The sequence below is a fragment of the Leuconostoc citreum genome (assembly GCF_007954785.1).
Lineage (GTDB): Bacteria > Bacillota > Bacilli > Lactobacillales > Lactobacillaceae > Leuconostoc > Leuconostoc citreum.
The window spans coordinates 38,813-56,200 of sequence record NZ_CP042410.1 but is presented as its reverse complement, the minus strand read 5'-3'; the positions used below and the strand labels follow the sequence as shown (position 1 = coordinate 56,200).

Here is a 17,388-nt window from a genome sequence, read left to right as displayed (position 1 = left end):
AATGATGATATTATTTTTAAAAAATGAAGGGAAACGTTAGATAAATAACATCTGACATTACTAAAAAACATGACACTTGACCACAAATTAGACCAATATGCTGAATTAATTGTTAAACGCGGTGTGAACGTTCAACCGGGCCAAACTATCATACTCTACGCCGCCGTTGATGAAGCTTATTTTGCACGTAAGATTGTTGCCGCGGCTTATCGTGCTGGTGCACATGAAGTTGTCTTAGAATGGTCTGATCAACAAATCAATAAGGCGTTTTTAACACATACATCCTTGGAACGTTTAGCGAATGTCCCAGAATATGATATCTTAAAAGCTAATACGCTAATGGCTAATAACGCTTCACGTATTTCGCTTGTATCGCAGGACCCAGATGGTCTTGCTGGCGTTGATTCAACACGTTTGCAGACAATGACCAAAGCCAATCAAAAGGCCTTTACAAGTGTGCGTGAAGCAACAATGAAGGATGATATTTCCTGGCTAGTTGTCGCTGCGGCTGGGCAAGCATGGGCTGAAAAAGTTTTCCCAGATTTGTCTGGTCAAGCTGCTGTTAATCGCCTATGGGAAGAGATTTTGAAAGATGTACGTATCGATGACACATCAGACGCCATCGATCATTGGAATCACCACATCAAAAAATTACAAGCCAAGGCGGATTGGCTGAATCAACAAAACTTTAAAGCGCTCCATTATAAAAATGCTAAATCAGACTTTACAATTGGTTTAGCTGAAGGCCATATTTGGGAAGCTGCTATTTCACAAGATAAAGCCGGTAATATCTTTATTCCAAATATGCCAACCGAAGAAGTTTTCACTGCCCCTGACAATCGTCACATTGATGGTCATGTCGCAGCCACTATGCCTCTATCATATCAAGGTAACCTCATTGACAACATTGCACTGGATTTTAAAGATGGCCGTATCATTGACGCGACAGCAACAAGAGGTGAAAACGTCTTGAAGCAATTGATTGAGACAGATGATGGGTCAAAGTCATTGGGCGAAGTATCGCTTGTGCCTGATCCATCACCGATTTCACAAAGTGGTATTTTATTCTATAACACACTCTTTGATGAAAATGCTTCAGACCACTTAGCAATTGGCGCAGCCTATGCTTCGAACATCTCAGATGGTAAAACTGCTAGTCCCGAATCTTTGGCTAGCCGTGGTTGGAACATCTCCGATGTACATGTCGACTTCATGATTGGTTCATCTGATATGATGATTGATGGGATAACACAAGACAATCACAGCGTTCCCGTTTTCCGTAACGGTGATTGGGCCTAACAATAAAGAAAACCGCTCAATAATACATTGAGCGGTTTTCTTTTGTGCAAAGATTAAAGATGCTTATGCTTTATTGTTGCTAAAATGGCATGCGCAACAACTGCGTCAAAATTTTGGGTATCAAAATCGTCCAAGCCAGCACGGGTTGAACCCCCAGGTGAGGCCACTGCATTTTGCAAGGCTTGTGCTGTTAAGTCACTTTGTGTCAGCATTTCAGCTGAGCCAAGGACAGTTTGTGTGGCTATCTTTGTAGCCAGTGTTGCTTCTAAACCATTTTGCGTTCCTGCCTGAGCTAACGCATCAATAAACTTGAAAACATAGGCTGGTCCAGAACCTGCAACTGCAGAAAAAGTTGCAAACTGGGATTCACTCACATCAAAATGCTGCCCTAAGCTGTCAACAAATTGTTGAAATACTTTCTCATGCGTTGCCGATAATACTGTACTTGCATACGCAATAACCCCTTGATTAATTGCCACATTGACATTAGGTAATGTGCGTACAATTTGAGTTGACTTTGTCGCCGCAGAAAGCGTTTCAAGTGTAACACCTGCTAACACAGAAACTACTAACTTATCTTGCAAATTTAATGGCTGAACAATTTTCTCTAATTGGTTAGGCAAAAAAGCTAAAACAACGAGATCACTGGCAGCTACCAATGATTCTGGCGACATAGCCACAACCCCTAATTCTGCCGCCAATTTTTCAGCAGAACGCGGTGAAGTGATGTGGATATCTTTTGCTGGGACACCTTGACGCAATAGGCCTTTCATCATGGCTTGTGCCATATTACCAGTACCAATAAAACCATATGTTGACATAGTCGCTCCTTTACTTAAAGCAATTGGATATACTGACAGCAACTTAATCTTTCAATGTTGACAATTTATCATCAATTGCTGCTAATACTTGATCACGTGCTGTGGTGTTAGTCACAAAATCATAGTGATCACCATCAATTTGGATTTTTGGCGAGCGGTCATACGCTGCAAACCAATCATCATAACGTTTGTTAAGTTCTTTATAGTAAGCATATAACCCAGGATTTTCATCGATTTGTTCAAATGAGCGTCCGCGTTTTTTTATACGTGTTAACATTGTCTCAAAACTAACACGTACATGAATTAAAAGTTCTGGGTTTTTCAGATTTGCTGTACCAGCAATCTCAGCCATCATATTATCTAGTAGTGATTTATATATATCAACTTCTGTTTGTGTTGCCCGATCTAAATCAGCCGTTAATTGAAACAGCAGCGCATCTTCATATATTGAGCGATCTAAAATGTTATGACGCCCAGTTGCTTGTGCAACTTGAATTTGCGATAGTCGCTTGTTTAGAAAATAAATCTGTAATAAAAAGCCATATTTTTTAGGGTTTTCATAAAAAAGTGGCAAAATCGGATTATCATCTACACTTTCATAAAACGCCTCTGAACCCAAGTGTTCTGCTAACATTTCCGTTAAACTTGTTTTGCCGGCGCCAATAGTGCCTGATAATACGATCATGCCAATTCTCCTAATTTCTATTAATTTAGTCCCTAACTAGTATATCAAAATTCGGCCTATTTTTCAGAATTAACGTTGTCGTAATTGTGACAAATACTTTTCTAAGGTCAAGTGATGTTTAGTGATATACTGTGCATTGTCAATACCAACATAGCGAAAATGCCATGATTCATAATCGATTCCTGTCTCACTTATGGCTTGTTTATCGCTCGGATAACGTAAAATGAAACCATACGCTGGTGCATGTTGAATTAGCCACTGCTGTGACTTAAATTCATCCATTTGCGCCATTAATTGTGGATATTTTGCCACTGCATCTGTGCCTGCTAAATCAACCGCTAACCCGGTTTGATGCTCTGATGAACCTGGCGTTTGGATGACTGTTTGCGTTAGTTTGACGGCTTGATCATGGGCCATACCATTGGCTTCATGTTGCGCAATGGACTGATCATACACTTGTGTTTGGTAAGCTATTGATCGATACGCTGAAACAAGCGTGGTGGCATAACCTGCTCTTTGAGCAGCTTGTCGAAATGCTGCTAACGGCGCCACAATGCGTTTATCCATCTGTTTATCATCCACAGTAACATGCGTAAAAGGTATTTCTGATTGCCGTGCGTGCTGTTTATTAACTAAAATAAGTTGCCAATCTGACACGCTTGCCTGTTTGGGTAACCCAGAATCTTGAGATACAGCTTTTGATGTCGTGGTTGTCTGCATCTGCGCTTTTTTACGCGTAGGCTGCAAAAAACTAATAATTAGTATGCCCACTACGATAACAATAACGATAAGTGTAATCTTCTGCCAAATCTGACGTCGTCCCATCATGTGTTTAACTCCCCAATAGTTTTGCCCACATCGCAAGGTACTCACCTGCTTCATACCTTTTCATTCTACCACGTCATGGCACATTAAGCCGTGCATAAAAAAAAACCGATACAATTTGTATCGGTTACTTAGTGGACAGTCAGGGGCTCGAACCCTGGACCCACGGATTAAGAGTCCGTTGCTCTACCAACTGAGCTAACTGTCCATGTGTCGCTTTCACAACAAAAAATATTATATCATGTATTTTTGTTTTGCGCAATAGTTTTAATTCACTGTTTGCCTGTCAATTATCACGTAGCTCATAAAATAATCTTGTCACATAAAACAATTGCAAAAGAAACGCAAGTATTAACAACACGATACCCACACTGGATAAAGATATTGTTATTTGATCCAATGATCGTGAAAAACTAACACACAAAATACCCAGTATTGCCAACACCTTAAATGCAGCGTGTGTGGCAAAGCGGTTGGCAATCATAATGGCATTTAATTCACGCTCATCGTTGTATAATTCATCCAATTTAATAGTCAGCTGTGCTTTTTTAGACAGTTAGCCTATTGTCTGTTTTTGTGTCCTATAATATTTTAATAGCACGATGCCATAAATAAAGTAAATGGCAAATAATGCCATGTTCCCTGTCACGCTGTATGTCACAAAAATGATGAGTAGCCCAAACACCATAAGTGTTGTCATGAGTGCATTCTTTTTGACGTTAATCATTCTCGTCCTCACTTTTGGTAAATAACTGATCCACCGTCGTTTCTAATATTGTGGCTAATTTAAAAGCTAACGCTAACGATGGGTCATATTTTGCATTTTCAATAGCATTTATTGTCTGTCTCGTGACATTCGCCTTTTGGGCTAACATGTCCTGTGACAAATGTCGTTCTTTTCGTCGCTTACGGATATAGTTATGCAATGCCAACTCCTTATGTAAAAGATATTTTACATATATATAGTAAAACATCTTTTACTTTTCTTGTCAAACCAAATAAAAGAACAACCTAATGGTTGTTCTTTCTGTTAGCAATTTACTTATCGTTATAGCCCATTGGATGACTCTTGTGCCAATTCCAAGCCGTCTTAATAATGTCTTGTACGTTATCATATTTTGGCGCCCAACCAAGCACATCACGGGCTTTGTCAGAGTTAGCAATCAAAATATCTGGGTCCCCGGCACGACGTGGTCCAATTTTAGCTGGAATGTCAACACCTGTTGCTTCACGTGCGGCTTCAACCATTTCTTTAACTGAAAATCCAGTTGCTGACCCTAAGTTGAATTGGTTAGAATCATGCCCATCTGCCAAATACTTTAGCGCACGAATATGTGCATCTGCCAAATCTAAGACATGAACATAATCACGAACATTAAAGCCATCTGGTGTCTTATAATCATCGCCAAACATTTCAATATAGTCACGTTGTCCCAATCCAGCTTGCAAAATAATAGGCACTAAATGAGTTTCAGGCTTGTGGTCTTCACCAATTGTGCCATCTTCAGCTGCACCAGCAACGTTGAAGTAACGTAAGGCTACCCACTTCACGCCATCAGCTTGGTCAGACCAAGCCATGATTTTTTCCATCATCAACTTTGATTCACCATAAGGGTTAATTGGATTTTGTGGATCCGTTTCCTTGATTGGAATGTTGACAGGATTACCATAAGTTGCTGCTGTTGATGAGAACACAATTTGCTTAACATCATGTGCTTTCATCACTTCGAGTAGCGTTATCATACCGCTTGTATTGTTATCAAAATATTTCAGCGGATTTGCTACTGATTCGGGTACGATTGAAAAAGCAGCAAAATGAACAACTTGTTCAATATTTTCTTGTTCAAATACTGCCGATAATGCTGCTTTATCGCGAATATCAACTTGATAAAACTTGGCCGCGGGATTTACAGCGTCACGATGTCCTGTAAATAAAGCATCAACAACTACCACTTCACGACCAGCTTCAACAAGTGTTTTGACCATATGTGAGCCAATGTAACCGGCACCACCTAGTACTAATACTGACATAATAAGCCTCTTTATTCTAAAATGATACTCTCAGTGTACACTATAATGTCACGTTACGCCAATTGAATTCTGCCTCGGCACTAACAACATCCCCCAACATAATGCGATGCTTACTGGACTGATTGCCAAGCACAACTTGTGATTGAATTGTATGACCTAAATGTATTTCATTCTCATATTTTAGATTGATTGATGTAATTTCATGGGTTTCTAAAAATTCTGTTGGGACAACATCTTGCATCCATTCAAAATACTTCGAATTATTGACATGTTGATTAGCATCAATATCGAGGTAGCGCACGTGATAATCTTTGCTGATCATGTCATCACTCGGCAAAATTTTAATTGGATTGGGCATACGCGGAATTTGCTTCACGCGTTCAGCTTGATACTTATCAACGATATCCTGTGGTAATCGCGCCATCCGTCGATTATTAATATCAATCATGGTCCAAATTGAATCTACGCGAATAATCTCCTCACCCTGTGCATCAAAAAATGCAAACGGACGTCTCACAAAAAACGGATTATATTTCGCGGCATAAGTTTGAATCGTAATTTCTTCATTGACAGCTGGGCGTCTGGTAATATGTACCTCATACTGTAAAATAATCCACCCCAAGCCACGTGCTAAATGTGTTGATTGTCCCACACCTAACGCATCACTCTGTAACTTAGAAGCTAAAACAGCCCAATTTAATATCATTGGCAAAGCTAACTTGCCTGTGACGTCGGCTTCGTAATATTCAACGCGACGCTTAATTTCAAAAGAATTCATTTTTTGCCCCTTACATTAACCCATGATAATCTGTATAAACTGCTTGTCTATCTAATTGCCGTTCTTTTGCGACTTGCTTAATCGCAGCATTTGGCTTAAGCCCCTTTGCTACCAGTGCTGAGACCGCGTCATGAACAGATAACATGGTTAAATCTGTCTCTGGTTCAGACTGGCTAGCACCAGTAAAACCAGCAATCATCACCACGAATTCGCCACGAATATCATTATTTTTGGACCATAAAACTAATTCTTCAATATGGCCTCGCAAAAATTCTTCATATCGTTTAGTTAATTCACGCGCCAAAACAACTTGTCTATCATTGCCCATTACTTTTTGAATGTTTGCTAAGGTTTGTTTTAAACGATGCGGCGATTCATAAAAAATAACCGTATCTTTTACTGTGGATAACTGTTTTAATTCTGACAGTTGTTCACTATTTTTCCTTTGTAAAAAACCATAAAAATAAAATGGTTGTGGCACCAAACCACTTGCAATTAAAGCTGTTACACCAGCTGTTGCTCCAGGAATCGGGACAACTGGTATATTGTTTTCCACAGCTGCAGCAACCAGTTCTTTACCAGGATCAGAGATAGACGGCATTCCCGCGTCACTGACCTGTGCAACATCCCCCCCTTGGCTAAGCGTTGCAATTAAACTCGGTATTTTTGACTGCCAATTGTGCTCATGAAAGCTCGTTTGTTTTGTTTCAATATCAAAGTGGTTCAATAACTGCTGAGTGTGTCGGGTATCCTCAGCTGCAATTAGGGCCACTGCATTCAAAGTATCAATTGCCCGTGGTGTCATATCTTGTAAATTACCGATGGGTGTTGGTACTAAAAACAACGTGCCCGTCTCATGCTTTTCAAAGCTTTTTTGTTGATTCATGTTACGCTCCTAACGCGATAGCAACATCTAATACTATTTTTTCAAGTCGCGCTTGTAAAGTCATATTAAACTGTCGAAAAAAATCATCTCTGAGTATGGCATCGCTAGCTTTCACTAATTGTGCCTGATTATACTGCTTATTTAGCACTTTATATAGCCCAATTAGCTTAGGAAATTTCAACTGTGTTTCAGGTATTTGACCAAATACAATGGTATCGCGCGTTAATTCATGTAGCCAATTTAAAAATAATGCTTGCTGCTGTTCATCTTTTAATTGGCTAACTAAATATTGTTGCACGTAAACAAAGGCTTCAATACGTCTTTGCATCATTAACTCAAACCATTTGAATAATAGGCTACGGGTTAATTGTTGCCACGCCTCAAAATCTGCTATTGTTTCATCGTTGTGCGGTGTATCTAATTGTATTTCCGGTCTCAGGTGTACAATTTGTGCACGCGATTTGATTGTTGGCAAAATATCATTAACATTTTCTGCTAACATTACCATCAATTGTGGCCCTGCTGGTTCTTCAATATATTTCAGTAACGCATTACCAGCTTCTGCTTGTAACGTTTCAATAGCATCAAATACAAAGACTTTACGTGGACTTTCTCGCGACATAGTAATAAACTCAGGTTTTAAACTCCTAATTTGGTCAACTTTCCATGTACGCTTGGTGCCACTACCACTCTTAGGTAAACTTGGTCGTGTTATTTTGACATCTGGGTGTTCGTTTTTATTAATGCGCATGGCATTTAGCTCATTAGGACCAACAACTTCCCAAGCTAGCCAATGCGAAAAAGCCAGCTTAGTCTGCTGGCTCGGTCCAACAAATAGGTACAAGTGACTAAGCTGATTACTGCGAATTAACCCATGAAAATGTCCCATTTGTGTTGGATAATATTGTTTTGTTGTCGTTAAAAAATCTGGTTGCATTAGAACTGATGAAATGACTCAATGCTCTGTGTGTATACTGTTGCCCCACCAACTTCGACTTCAATTGGATAGGCCCCCATGTGGTCACCACCTGCATCTAAATTAATTGGCGGTACCATAAACTGCTTGCGTTTCTGAGATACTTTTTGAATAATATCTAACACATCTTGTACACGATCATCATCAATCGCAATCAAAAACGTTGTGTTGCCAGAACGTAAGAAACCACCTGATGTCGTTAAACGTGTCGCACGTATATTTGCCTTAACAAATGCATTACTCAACCTATTTGTGTCTTTATCTTGAACAATCGCTGTAATTAATTTCATAAATTATTACCCCTTTCGCGAATTCAATGCCTCTTGTAGCAACGCACGCGTATCTGATATGACATCTGTTAACGGCTGTGTTGCATCAATTATTTTAATTCTATCAGAAAAATCATGCTGTAGCTCAAGGTATGTTGTTCGAACACGTTGATGAAAGGATAAACTTTCTTTATCCAAGCGATCTATTTTGCCCTGACGGTTAGCCATCACACGACTCAAGCCTAACTCTGAAGGTACATCAAAATAGATTGTGAGGTCTGGTAATAGACCATCAATAGCAAATTGATTAATTTGCCAAATGTTGTCGACCCCTAAGTCGCGGCCACCACCTTGATAAGCTAACGAGCTATCAACGTAGCGGTCCGAAATTAGGACCTTTCCTGCAGACAAAGCCGGTAAAATAGTTTCAACGATGTGTTGCCGTCTAGCAGCAGCATATAGCAACGCCTCGGTTCGATCATCCATCCCATTGTCATCTTCTGGTTGTAAAATCTGACGAATGGCTTCAGAAATAGGATTTCCCCCTGGTTCTCTTGTTGTCACAAGTTGATCACCAAGTATTGGTTTTAATTCAGACACTAGTGCTTCCAATACACTCGTTTTGCCAGCACCTTCGGGCCCTTCAAATGTGATAAATAATGGTCTAGTCATAATCCCCAATGTTTTCTCAACGTAATTGCACGCAACGGCTACTACACTATATGCGGTCAGTTTTTAAGACATGTGTCTGCATATGACCAACTGTTTTTCGCCGACGTGCCTCACGATATAAATAATTAAATTTTGCTTTGGCTAATGCCGTTTGTGCTTGAATGAGACGAACATTCACCTGACCATCAAGCAATGCTTCTTCTGAATTTTTTGCAGTGTCCCAATCTATTTTAGCTTTGTCAATTTGAAAAACTAATGCCTGATCATATTCACGTCTTAAATTTGTCTTTTTCTTACCAAATATCATAGTTCTGTTCGTCCTTGTACAGCCTTTATTAATGTCAATTGGTCAGCGTAATCAATATCAGACCCAACAGCTAAGCCATGCGCTAATCGTGTCACTTTAATGCCTGCTGGCTTTAACAGTCTCGCCAAGTACATCGCTGTTGCCTCACCTTCAGCATTAGCGTTGGTACCAACAATAACTTCATTGATTTCTTGATGGTCTGATAGTCGACGAATCAAGCTTGGCAAGTTAATATCCTCTGGTCCAGTCCCTGCACTAGGCGAAATCACACCATTTAAAACATGATAAAGACCGTAATAATCTCGCGTATTCTCCATAGCCATGACATCTCGTGAGTTTTCAACGACAAACACCGTTGATTGATCACGCGACTTATCTTGACAGATGGCACATGGATTGACACTATTTTCAGTTATATTACCACATATTTGGCAGAAGGTGAGATCTTTTTTTGCCGACAAAAGCGACTTTGAAAAGTCAACAACATCGTCTTCCTGCATGCCTAATGTATAGAAAGCTAAGCGAGTTGCTGTTTTTGGGCCAATACCTGGTAATTTGGTATAACTATTAATTAATTTTGCAATTGGTTCTGGATAATCCATAAACACGACCAGGCTTATTTGTCAGCCAATCCTTTCATTTCATTTCTTAGTCAACAACTGTCACAATATCATTGCCAAACAATTTTTGCGCTTCTGTCACAACTTTTGGCGCTGTCACCGCATCTGTCGCTGTCGTTAATACTTCTTGCTGACTGACATATGGCACATCAGATAAGCTAATTGTCTGTGTTGTCCCAGCTTTAAGCTGCTTAACATACTCTGCACGTTCCTGCTGCCAATCATCTTTTGAAATAAGCACTAAAGCTGTTGGCAAATTTTGCTCGCGCAACGCCGCAATCAGTTTTTCTTGTAAGACGACATCTTTTAACGCTTGATCTAGTAGGGCTGGGTAATCAAAAGCCACGACCAGTCCTTCTTGACTTGCTGCAACTGGCGATGCTATTGTCAACAAAGCTTGATGTGCAACATTAAAAGTGCTTATTAACGTTGCCCAAGTACTTTTTGACCGGCTAAGTGTGTCGCGCTTAGCCGCCTGTAAAATAGCAAAAACAGCTAACTGGCCAGTACGCGCTAAGCTATTATTGTGGGACACTGCTTCTGACTCATCATACTGTGATGATTGTGATATTGGCTTAACAGTATCATGTGTCGTTTCCAAATTTTCTTGAGCACTTACACCCTCATTTTGAGTTGGTTCCGTAACTACCGTAGTTGTATCTGGTTGTGTATCTGAAGATACAGGTTGCGTTGTGACTGTTGGGTCATTGAGGGATTCTGGCGATGCAAATGACGACGTATTGCGCGTTGCATGTTGAGCCGATTCAGTATGCGATTGATCCCCTTGTGTCATCATCCCTAGTTTAACAGTTAACAATTCGAGGTACACATCACTCTGCATTGTCTGCAGCAACTGCTTTTGAATATCATCTAGTTCGCCCATCATGGCTTGAATTTGTTGCGACGTTAATTGTTGTGCTAATGTGCGTAAGTCATTTAAAGGTGCGGTTGATTTGATGAGTTCCGGTGCAATATTAGCCAGCATGATATCTCTTAATAGACCGATAATATCACTAACAAAACGTTGTGCATCTTTGCCGGCAACTAGTATATCATGTAACAATTTCAGTGCTTCTGGTGTTTGGCTATTTGTTACTGCTGTGAGATACTGCATTAATTGTGTTGTGGTGGTTGACCCAGTAACCTGTAAGGCATTATCAACTGTCACAGTGTCAGTGCCAAAAGCAATTACTTGGTCCAAAATAGACAAAGCATCACGCATGCCGCCTTCAGCCACATTGGCAATGATACGCAAAGCATCTTGGTCAAAATCAATATGCTGTTGCTTTAGAACATCAGCTAAATGAGCTGCTATCGCTTGACCATCAATACGTTTAAATTCAAATCGCTGTGTCCGTGACAAAATAGTAACTGGGACTTTTTGTGGTTCAGTCGTTGCTAAAATGAATTTCACATTTGCTGGTGGCTCTTCCAACGTCTTAAGTAGCGCATTGAAAGCACTATTTGATAGCATATGCACTTCATCAATAATATAAACTTTGAATTCAGCTTCAATCGGTGCATAATCAACATTCGATAAAATATCGCGCATATCTTCGACACGACTGTTGGAAGCCGCGTCAAATTCAACAATATCTGGTATTTGTGAATCATCAGTTTCGGGGGCAATCCCATTCACTTCACGAGCAAAAATTTTGGCAGCAGAAGTTTTCCCAGTGCCTCTTGGTCCTGAAAACAAGTAAGCGTGACCTGTTTGATGAGTCTCAATAGCATTTTTCAAAGTCTGTGTAACGACTTCTTGCCCAATCATGTCTTCAAATGTTCGCGGCCGATATACACGATATAATGCTTGATACGCCAATGTTTTCTCCTCCTGCACCTGAATTGTATTTACAATTTTTGCTTGCCTATTTTATCTTACGATAACTCAACTGACAAAAAAAGACCGCTAAGCGGCCAAATATGTACACAAGCACAACATCGAACAACCTTAGGGCTGCTACATTCCTGTCCTGACCCGGTTCGAGAGCCGACATTTGCCTGCTTTATTATTATATCTAATTTCTCTATTTTAAGCAAACACTTCAGAAACTTTCTTGAGCCACTTTGTATGCCATTTAAAATAAGTTAGATACGCTTTTGGAATAAGATATTCATTGACAGCCGCAAAATCATCAACGATCGATACAATCCAGCTTTCACGATATTTTGGCAAGGCAATTGTTGCGCCAAACATGTGTTTCACAATAATATCAGCTTCTTTATCACTAATGTGTGTTATCTTGCGTGCGTTTTGTAAAGCAATTCGGGGATGAACATACGCATGTGACCCCTCTTCAAACTTTGTCACGCGCCAATCATAGTAGAACATATCATGTAGAAGTCCGGCTCTGGCTGTTGCCTCAGCATCTGCACCGATTTTCTTAGCAATAGTATATGATTGGTACGACACTGAAATGGAGTGCCGTAAGCGGTTAGAAAAATGATGTTGCGTGTATTGTGCGAGCTGCTGTACTTCGTCATGTTGTAATAAATCATCAACAATATTAAGATAATCTTGGTCTTGGCGCCAAGCATTAGGGTTATGCATGTATTTTTTGCCTCTTTATTAATCAGTCTAGGTCTATTATAGTACGAATTTTTAATTTCGTGTATTATTTGTTTGGTAAAACCTTTTTTTCTTGACGTTTCAGCCGAATTTGTGCAAAAAACTGTTTAAGTAATTGCCCACAAGCCTCACTTCTTATCCCATGATGTACAACCACTCGATGATTTAAACGAGCATCCTCTAATAAGCGATAAAGTGATCGCGTTGCGCCACCCTTAACATCATCTGCCCCATAATACACAGCAGGAATACGCGAGTTAATAATTGCCCCCGCGCACATCACGCATGGTTCAAGCGTCACAAACAAGGCTGTATTTTCTAGCCGCCATGATTTTAATTTGAGATTAGCCTTTTCGATTGCCATCAGTTCAGCGTGTGCTGTTGCTAATTGTTCTGCCTCTCGATGATTATGCGCTTTGGCAATAATTTGATTATCTTTAACAATTACCGCGCCAATCGGCACTTCACCCTCATTAAAAGCAATGCTTGCTTCGTTTAACGCCACTTGCATGAAATAATCAATTTGTTCATCACTAAATGTTGGTATTTGAATCATAAGTGCTCTCCAAAATATAATAACCTTTATTCTTAGCAATAATACGAGCATTACCAAATATGGTCATCATATTTTTTTGCGCTGATGGTGCCCCTTGTTTTTTTTGTAATACAGCAATTAGCTTGCCACCTGGCTGAAGGTGCTTTATCGCATCTTGCAACATGACTGTCACCACGGCTTTTCCTGCTCTAATTGGCGGATTTGTCAAAATCAGTGCATACTTATCCGTAATTTTGTCATAAATATTAGACTGAAAAATTCGCGTTAATTGCGTCACACCATTTTTCTGCGCATTTTGTTGCGCAAGTTCTAAAGCGCGTTCGTTCACATCTACCATATCAACCTGCCGCGACATTGCTTTTGCAATAGCAATGCCAACTGGGCCATAACCTGTGCCTAAATCTAATATTTTGCCATCATTAATAATGACCGTTTCAAGGGCCTCAAGCATGGTGCGCGTACCAAAATCAACTGTAGATTTTGAAAAAACACCGCTATCTGTCGTGAAATGTAGCTTGTGGTTTAACAATTCGAATTCAAAATTTTGATAATGGTGTTCGGAATTTGGATTAGCAGTAAAGTACATTTCATTTGCAGTTTTTCCCGATTTAGTTGGCATAGTGTACCCCTTTAAATATTATGTACAAAAAAAGAAGTACCGAAGCACCCCTTTTAATATAACGGTTGTTTAGTTGTAAGATAACATAGTTTATCATCCAACACAATACAAATCCGTAAATTTTAAAAATTGAAATTACTTCAAAGTAACTGATGCGCCAGTTTCTTCCAAAGCTGCCTTCAAATCGTTGGCTGCTGCTTCGTCAAGACCTTCCTTAACGATTGAAGGTGCGTTGTCAACTAAGTCCTTAGCTTCCTTCAAACCAAGACCAGTTGCTTCACGAACTGCCTTGATAACCTTAACTTTAGCAGTACCTGCTGAAGTCAATTCTACGTCGAAGTCTGTCTTAGCTGCGGCTGCACCGTCAGCACCACCAGCTGCTGCTACAGGAGCTGCTGCTGAAACGTTAAATTCTTCTTCAATTGCTGAAACCAAGTCAGCCAAATCCAAGATTGTTGCATCCTTCAATGATGCGATAATCGCGTCTTTATCAAAAGCCATGATTAAATCCTCCAATTTATATGTTTAATTTTTATTAATACTGTGTCATTGATTGGTTGTCCAACCAAAAATACTTATTCGGCTGCAGGTGCTTCTTCAGCAGCTTCGCCGCCCTCTTCTAATTTGTCTTGCACAGCCTTAACAGCATATGCAAATGAACGAATTGAGAATTGGAATTCGGCCATCAATTGACCAAGCAAACCTTCGCGTGATGGCAAAGATGCATACTTGTTGATGTCTTCGATGTTAGCAATAGTGCCGTCAACAACACCACCCTTGATTTCCAACTTTTCGTTGGCGTCAGCAAACTTCTTCAAAATACGTGATGGTGCAACTGCATCATCATTTGAGAAGGCCACGGCTGAAGGACCGGCAAAAATGTCGTTCAATTCAGCAAAACCAGCTTTTTCAGCAGCACGTGTCAAAATCTTGTTTTTGATAACTTCAAGAACAATACCTTCTTCACGCAACTGATGACGTAATTCTGTAGATTGCGCAACTGTCAATCCACGAGCATCAACAACAACTGCTGAAGCAGCATTCTTGAATTGATCAGCGATTTCTTCAACTTTTTGCGCTTTAATCGCAATAGTTTTTTCACTCATGTTATAACTTCTCCTTCCTTAGTATTATTTTGCAAAAGAAATCCCGTGCGCTAAAAGACACACGGGAAAAGTTTTTAAACTTCCTCGGCAGGATATTAAGGTATAAATACCACCTGAGTCTTAGGCAAAATGATTTAATTCACTCAATGAGTATACCAAATGAAATTGATATCGTCAAATAATTATAATGTATTAAGATCTAATGCAACGGCTGGGCCAAATGTTGAAGCAATAGATACGTGTTGTACGTAAGTGCCTTTAACAGCTGCTGGACGTGCTTTTAACACTGTATCAGCAATTGTCTTAATATTTTCAGCTAACTTACCTTCTTCAAATGATACACGACCCACAGGTACAGCAACGTTTCCGTCACGATCTGTACGGTATGTCACTTGTCCGCCCTTAGCATCTGAAACAGCCTTAGCAACATCCATTGTTACTGTGCCAGTCTTAGGGTTAGGCATCATACCCTTAGGTCCCAAGATACGAGCAACGCGACCAACTTGTGCCATCATATCAGGTGTGGCAATGGCTGTATCAAAGTCCATCCAGCCACCTTGAATTTGGGCAACTAAGTCAGCAGCACCAACAACATCAGCGCCGGCAGCTTCAGCTTCCTTGGCCTTGTCACCTTGTGCAAATACGATAACTTTCTTATCTTTACCAGTACCGTTTGGCAAAACAACTGCGCCACGCAATTGTTGGTCAGCTTGACGTGTATCAACATTCAACTTAAATGCAACTTCAACTGAAGCATCAAAGTTAGCGTAGTCAATTTCTTTAACCAATGCAACAGCATCGTTCAAGGCATAATTCTTTTCAGCTTCTACCTTTGCCAATGCTGCAGTATATTTTTTACCATGCTTTTGAGTCATTATTCTGCGTCCTCCTTGATTGCTGTTCCTTCAACAGTCAAGTCAACACCATCAACAGTAACACCCATTGAACGTGCTGTACCTTCGATCATACGCATAGCTGCTGTAATATCGTTGGCATTCAAATCTGCCATCTTATTTTCAGCAATTGCACGAATTTGATCCAAAGTAACGTTTCCAGCTTTTTTAGTGTTAGGTTCACCTGAACCCTTACCAATAAGCTTACGCAATTGATCAGCAGCAGGTGGTGTCTTTGTAACGAATTCGAATGAACGATCATCGAAAACAGAGATTTCCACCGGAATGATTGAACCTGCTTGGTCTGCTGTACGCGCGTTAAATTCTTTAGTGAATTGCGCGATGTTAATACCGGCTTGTCCCAAAGCTGGACCAACTGGTGGTGCTGGTGTTGCTTTAGCAGCCGCAATTTGTAGTTTAACTACTGTTGTAACTTTTTTAGCCACGATTTTTTCCTCCTCGTGTTGTGGTAGACGCAGCTTAAGTGCTGCTCCCACGTATGTCGATGACATACTCATCTATTATACAAAAAAAAAACTATCTTAGCAATAGTTTTTTTAAGCTTCATCTAAAACGGTATCGACATCAGCAAAGTCAAGTTCTGTCGGTGTTTCACGACCAAAGACTTCAACTGTGGCTTCCAAAGTTTGCTTTTCTGAATCAATAGCAGTAACTGTTCCTTCCATACCTGAAAAAGGTCCAGCAATAATTTTGACAACTTGACCAACTTCGACATCAAGATCGACCACTTCGCGTGTTACCATACCCATACGCTTCATCAGCAAATCAACTTCTTCTGGCAACAGTGAATTTGGCTTGGAACCCGCACCGTGCGAACCCAAAAATCCTGTAACGCCTGGTGTGTTACGGACAACGTACCAAGCTTCATCGGTCATATTGTAGTCTTGTGGCGTTGCCATTTCAACCAAAACATAGCCTGGGAAGTCATTTTCAACTGAAGTCTTAGCTTCCCCATCTTGGATTGTTGTTACTTCTTGTTCTGGTACCAAAATCCGAAAGATTTGTTGACTCATACCCATTGTCTGTGTTCGCGACTCTAAGTTTGCTTTTACTTTATGCTCATACCCTGAGTATGTATGAACGACAAACCAAGACTTTTCGATATCATCTGTGTTTGTAATGGGGGTTTCGTTATTTTCTGACATGTTATTAATCGATTTAACGATAATCATCTGAGTGAATTATCCTTAAATGCGCCCTTTCTTTTGTAATATAAAAAAGAACTTCCACAGAAGTTCTCCTCGCTATAAACAGTATACTACATTTTTGAATATACTGCTATTATTTCATGATCATATTAAAGCCACTTTGCATTAGCCAATCGGCGCCGCCTAAAAATAGCGCAAACACAACTGACACAGTAATAACTGTTACTGTCTCTTTTGAGGCTTGATCTGGTGACAACCATGTCACATTTTTCATTTCTGCTGCAACGTTTCTAAAATATTTCAACAT

General features: G+C 40.0%; 25 protein-coding genes, 1 tRNA gene, 1 other RNA gene and 1 other annotated feature. Of the genes, 1 reads left to right on the top strand and 26 read right to left on the bottom strand.

From position 1 onward, the window contains the following. The first annotated feature begins 69 nt into the window (after positions 1–69). Entirely contained in the window at positions 70–1,299 is a 1,230-nt protein-coding gene (locus tag FGL72_RS00320; RefSeq protein WP_040190632.1) for an aminopeptidase, read from the top strand. Between the two features lie 53 nt (positions 1,300–1,352). On the opposite strand, the gene proC is transcribed toward FGL72_RS00320, so the two are convergent. The 26 genes from proC to secE all read right to left on the bottom strand — a co-directional run bounded on the left by proC (position 1,353) and on the right by secE (position 17,388). Further along, the gene (gene proC, locus FGL72_RS00315; protein WP_085699542.1) at positions 1,353–2,120 is read right to left on the bottom strand and encodes a pyrroline-5-carboxylate reductase; all 768 of its coding nucleotides are present in this window, start codon (positions 2,118–2,120) and stop codon (positions 1,353–1,355) included. 43 nt (positions 2,121–2,163) lie between these two features. Continuing rightward, complete coding sequence (locus FGL72_RS00310) at positions 2,164–2,805, bottom strand: deoxynucleoside kinase (protein ID WP_004899199.1); 642 nt, start codon at positions 2,803–2,805, stop codon at positions 2,164–2,166. 69 nt (positions 2,806–2,874) lie between these two features. Beyond that, on the bottom strand, positions 2,875–3,633 hold the full coding sequence (locus FGL72_RS00305; RefSeq protein ID WP_085699540.1) for a M15 family metallopeptidase: 759 nt from the start codon (positions 3,631–3,633) through the stop codon (positions 2,875–2,877). A 132-nt stretch (positions 3,634–3,765) separates the two neighbouring features. Then, a tRNA-Lys gene (locus FGL72_RS00300) sits at positions 3,766–3,838 on the bottom strand. Between the two features lie 78 nt (positions 3,839–3,916). Continuing rightward, complete coding sequence (locus FGL72_RS09805; RefSeq protein ID WP_243130144.1) at positions 3,917–4,156, bottom strand: hypothetical protein; 240 nt, start codon at positions 4,154–4,156, stop codon at positions 3,917–3,919. Positions 4,157–4,186: 30 nt separating this feature from the next. Further along, the gene (locus FGL72_RS09800; protein WP_243130143.1) at positions 4,187–4,357 is read right to left on the bottom strand and encodes a hypothetical protein; all 171 of its coding nucleotides are present in this window, start codon (positions 4,355–4,357) and stop codon (positions 4,187–4,189) included. After that, a complete protein-coding gene (locus FGL72_RS00290) occupies positions 4,350–4,556 on the bottom strand; it encodes a helix-turn-helix transcriptional regulator (RefSeq protein ID WP_004904405.1) in 207 nt (68 codons plus the stop codon). Before FGL72_RS00290 ends, FGL72_RS09800 begins: the two co-directional genes overlap by 8 nt. Before the next feature lie 112 nt (positions 4,557–4,668). Further along, positions 4,669–5,661, bottom strand: coding sequence for a UDP-glucose 4-epimerase GalE (galE, locus tag FGL72_RS00285; protein ID WP_085699536.1), 993 nt, complete (start codon positions 5,659–5,661; stop codon positions 4,669–4,671). A 40-nt stretch (positions 5,662–5,701) separates the two neighbouring features. After that, positions 5,702–6,439, bottom strand: a complete 738-nt coding sequence (locus tag FGL72_RS00280; RefSeq protein ID WP_004904406.1) for an acyl-[acyl-carrier-protein] thioesterase — start codon at positions 6,437–6,439, stop codon at positions 5,702–5,704. A 10-nt stretch (positions 6,440–6,449) separates the two neighbouring features. Further along, complete coding sequence (rsmI, locus tag FGL72_RS00275; protein WP_004899214.1) at positions 6,450–7,325, bottom strand: 16S rRNA (cytidine(1402)-2'-O)-methyltransferase; 876 nt, start codon at positions 7,323–7,325, stop codon at positions 6,450–6,452. 1 nt (position 7,326) lies between these two features. After that, on the bottom strand, positions 7,327–8,262 hold the full coding sequence (locus FGL72_RS00270; protein ID WP_004899217.1) for a DNA polymerase III subunit delta: 936 nt from the start codon (positions 8,260–8,262) through the stop codon (positions 7,327–7,329). Beyond that, positions 8,262–8,591: a cyclic-di-AMP receptor gene (locus FGL72_RS00265; protein WP_004899218.1), complete on the bottom strand. Its 330-nt coding sequence runs from the start codon at positions 8,589–8,591 to the stop codon at positions 8,262–8,264. The genes FGL72_RS00270 and FGL72_RS00265 overlap by 1 nt, the downstream gene beginning before the upstream one ends. A 6-nt stretch (positions 8,592–8,597) precedes the next feature. Continuing rightward, entirely contained in the window at positions 8,598–9,242 is a 645-nt protein-coding gene (gene tmk, locus FGL72_RS00260) for a dTMP kinase (RefSeq protein ID WP_012305425.1), read from the bottom strand. A 46-nt stretch (positions 9,243–9,288) separates the two neighbouring features. Beyond that, positions 9,289–9,549: a YaaL family protein gene (locus FGL72_RS00255; protein WP_004899224.1), complete on the bottom strand. Its 261-nt coding sequence runs from the start codon at positions 9,547–9,549 to the stop codon at positions 9,289–9,291. Beyond that, complete coding sequence (gene recR / locus FGL72_RS00250; RefSeq protein WP_004899227.1) at positions 9,546–10,151, bottom strand: recombination mediator RecR; 606 nt, start codon at positions 10,149–10,151, stop codon at positions 9,546–9,548. Before recR ends, FGL72_RS00255 begins: the two co-directional genes overlap by 4 nt. A gap of 46 nt (positions 10,152–10,197) precedes the next feature. Further along, positions 10,198–11,991, bottom strand: a complete 1,794-nt coding sequence (gene dnaX / locus FGL72_RS00245) for a DNA polymerase III subunit gamma/tau (RefSeq protein WP_085699534.1) — start codon at positions 11,989–11,991, stop codon at positions 10,198–10,200. 99 nt (positions 11,992–12,090) lie between these two features. Then, positions 12,091–12,178: signal recognition particle sRNA small type (ffs, locus tag FGL72_RS00240), an RNA gene on the bottom strand. Between the two features lie 23 nt (positions 12,179–12,201). Further along, entirely contained in the window at positions 12,202–12,720 is a 519-nt protein-coding gene (locus FGL72_RS00235) for an HD domain-containing protein (protein ID WP_004899235.1), read from the bottom strand. A 64-nt stretch (positions 12,721–12,784) separates the two neighbouring features. Continuing rightward, entirely contained in the window at positions 12,785–13,294 is a 510-nt protein-coding gene (gene tadA / locus FGL72_RS00230) for a tRNA adenosine(34) deaminase TadA (RefSeq protein ID WP_085699532.1), read from the bottom strand. Beyond that, the gene (locus FGL72_RS00225; protein ID WP_004899243.1) at positions 13,272–13,913 is read right to left on the bottom strand and encodes a class I SAM-dependent methyltransferase; all 642 of its coding nucleotides are present in this window, start codon (positions 13,911–13,913) and stop codon (positions 13,272–13,274) included. The genes tadA and FGL72_RS00225 overlap by 23 nt, the downstream gene beginning before the upstream one ends. Before the next feature lie 135 nt (positions 13,914–14,048). Continuing rightward, positions 14,049–14,414, bottom strand: a complete 366-nt coding sequence (rplL, locus tag FGL72_RS00220; protein WP_004899246.1) for a 50S ribosomal protein L7/L12 — start codon at positions 14,412–14,414, stop codon at positions 14,049–14,051. A 74-nt stretch (positions 14,415–14,488) separates the two neighbouring features. Next, positions 14,489–15,019: a 50S ribosomal protein L10 gene (rplJ, locus tag FGL72_RS00215; protein ID WP_004899247.1), complete on the bottom strand. Its 531-nt coding sequence runs from the start codon at positions 15,017–15,019 to the stop codon at positions 14,489–14,491. Positions 15,020–15,045: 26 nt separating this feature from the next. Further along, positions 15,046–15,162, bottom strand: a sequence feature (ribosomal protein L10 leader region). A gap of 39 nt (positions 15,163–15,201) precedes the next feature. Beyond that, positions 15,202–15,894 (bottom strand): 50S ribosomal protein L1, encoded by a 693-nt coding sequence (gene rplA, locus FGL72_RS00210; protein ID WP_004899250.1) that lies wholly within the window; start codon positions 15,892–15,894, stop codon positions 15,202–15,204. Then, a complete protein-coding gene (gene rplK, locus FGL72_RS00205; protein ID WP_004899252.1) occupies positions 15,894–16,358 on the bottom strand; it encodes a 50S ribosomal protein L11 in 465 nt (154 codons plus the stop codon). Before rplK ends, rplA begins: the two co-directional genes overlap by 1 nt. 111 nt (positions 16,359–16,469) lie before the next feature. Continuing rightward, positions 16,470–17,078 carry a transcription termination/antitermination protein NusG gene (gene nusG, locus FGL72_RS00200; RefSeq protein ID WP_036058301.1) on the bottom strand — a complete coding sequence of 203 codons (609 nt, stop codon included), beginning with the start codon at positions 17,076–17,078 and terminating at the stop codon, positions 16,470–16,472. 136 nt (positions 17,079–17,214) lie between these two features. After that, positions 17,215–17,388: a preprotein translocase subunit SecE gene (gene secE, locus FGL72_RS00195; RefSeq protein ID WP_004899259.1), complete on the bottom strand. Its 174-nt coding sequence runs from the start codon at positions 17,386–17,388 to the stop codon at positions 17,215–17,217.

What these genes read in the sequence shown, in the direction of transcription:
- FGL72_RS00320 (WP_040190632.1), top strand. Translation starts at nt 70, where the DNA reads ATGACACTTGACCACAAATTAGACCAATATGCTGAATTAATTGTTAAA.
- proC (WP_085699542.1), bottom strand. Translation starts at nt 2,120, where the DNA reads ATGTCAACATATGGTTTTATTGGTACTGGTAATATGGCACAAGCCATG.
- FGL72_RS00310 (WP_004899199.1), bottom strand. Translation starts at nt 2,805, where the DNA reads ATGATCGTATTATCAGGCACTATTGGCGCCGGCAAAACAAGTTTAACG.
- FGL72_RS00305 (WP_085699540.1), bottom strand. Translation starts at nt 3,633, where the DNA reads ATGATGGGACGACGTCAGATTTGGCAGAAGATTACACTTATCGTTATT.
- FGL72_RS09800 (WP_243130143.1), bottom strand. Translation starts at nt 4,357, where the DNA reads ATGATTAACGTCAAAAAGAATGCACTCATGACAACACTTATGGTGTTT.
- galE (WP_085699536.1), bottom strand. Translation starts at nt 5,661, where the DNA reads ATGTCAGTATTAGTACTAGGTGGTGCCGGTTACATTGGCTCACATATG.
- FGL72_RS00280 (WP_004904406.1), bottom strand. Translation starts at nt 6,439, where the DNA reads ATGAATTCTTTTGAAATTAAGCGTCGCGTTGAATATTACGAAGCCGAC.
- rsmI (WP_004899214.1), bottom strand. Translation starts at nt 7,325, where the DNA reads ATGAATCAACAAAAAAGCTTTGAAAAGCATGAGACGGGCACGTTGTTT.
- FGL72_RS00270 (WP_004899217.1), bottom strand. Translation starts at nt 8,262, where the DNA reads ATGCAACCAGATTTTTTAACGACAACAAAACAATATTATCCAACACAA.
- FGL72_RS00265 (WP_004899218.1), bottom strand. Translation starts at nt 8,591, where the DNA reads ATGAAATTAATTACAGCGATTGTTCAAGATAAAGACACAAATAGGTTG.
- tmk (WP_012305425.1), bottom strand. Translation starts at nt 9,242, where the DNA reads ATGACTAGACCATTATTTATCACATTTGAAGGGCCCGAAGGTGCTGGC.
- FGL72_RS00255 (WP_004899224.1), bottom strand. Translation starts at nt 9,549, where the DNA reads ATGATATTTGGTAAGAAAAAGACAAATTTAAGACGTGAATATGATCAG.
- recR (WP_004899227.1), bottom strand. Translation starts at nt 10,151, where the DNA reads ATGGATTATCCAGAACCAATTGCAAAATTAATTAATAGTTATACCAAA.
- FGL72_RS00235 (WP_004899235.1), bottom strand. Translation starts at nt 12,720, where the DNA reads ATGCATAACCCTAATGCTTGGCGCCAAGACCAAGATTATCTTAATATT.
- tadA (WP_085699532.1), bottom strand. Translation starts at nt 13,294, where the DNA reads ATGATTCAAATACCAACATTTAGTGATGAACAAATTGATTATTTCATG.
- FGL72_RS00225 (WP_004899243.1), bottom strand. Translation starts at nt 13,913, where the DNA reads ATGCCAACTAAATCGGGAAAAACTGCAAATGAAATGTACTTTACTGCT.
- rplL (WP_004899246.1), bottom strand. Translation starts at nt 14,414, where the DNA reads ATGGCTTTTGATAAAGACGCGATTATCGCATCATTGAAGGATGCAACA.
- rplJ (WP_004899247.1), bottom strand. Translation starts at nt 15,019, where the DNA reads ATGAGTGAAAAAACTATTGCGATTAAAGCGCAAAAAGTTGAAGAAATC.
- rplA (WP_004899250.1), bottom strand. Translation starts at nt 15,894, where the DNA reads ATGACTCAAAAGCATGGTAAAAAATATACTGCAGCATTGGCAAAGGTA.
- nusG (WP_036058301.1), bottom strand. Translation starts at nt 17,078, where the DNA reads ATGTCAGAAAATAACGAAACCCCCATTACAAACACAGATGATATCGAA.
- secE (WP_004899259.1), bottom strand. Translation starts at nt 17,388, where the DNA reads ATGTTGAAATATTTTAGAAACGTTGCAGCAGAAATGAAAAATGTGACA.